The sequence below is a fragment of the Achromobacter sp. Marseille-Q0513 genome, assembly GCF_018195695.1.
Taxonomy (GTDB): domain Bacteria; phylum Pseudomonadota; class Gammaproteobacteria; order Burkholderiales; family Burkholderiaceae_B; genus Achromobacter.
Genome location: NZ_JAGTJY010000537.1, coordinates 1 through 444, shown reverse-complemented (window position 1 = coordinate 444; position 444 = coordinate 1). Strand labels below are relative to the sequence as shown.

The 444-nt window shown below is 68.5% G+C and carries 1 protein-coding gene; it reads left to right on the top strand.

Annotation, left to right across the window (positions count from 1 at the left end):
• On the top strand, nucleotides 1-444 hold a 444-nt coding region (locus KDH83_RS31655; protein ID WP_212323134.1), incomplete at both ends, for a hydantoinase B/oxoprolinase family protein.

Genomic DNA, 444 nt, shown 5'->3' with positions numbered 1-444 from the left:
GAGCGGCGCATGCGCGCCGAACTCGAGGCGATTCCCGACGGCATCTACCAGTTCTCCGACATGATCGAGAGCGATGGCATCGACGCCGAGCGGCAATATCGGGTGCAGGTGGAGGTGCACAAGCGCGGCGGCGAGATCATCGTCGATTACACGGGCTCGTCGCCGCAGGCGGCCGGGCCCATCAATGCCACGCTGGGCGTGGCCACCTCGGCCGCCTACAACGCGGTGCTGCACATGACGGATTCGTCCATTCCGCGCAATTCGGGCTGCTTCCGGCCGATCCGCGTGATCGCGCCGCCGGGCACCATCGTCAACGTCGATTTCCCGGCCCCCGAAGTGGGCGGCAATACCGAAACGCATCCTCGCATCGTCGGCGCCATCCTGGGCGCGATGGCGTCGGCGGTGCCCGGCCGCGTCATGGCCGCAGAGGGCGCGACGCACTGC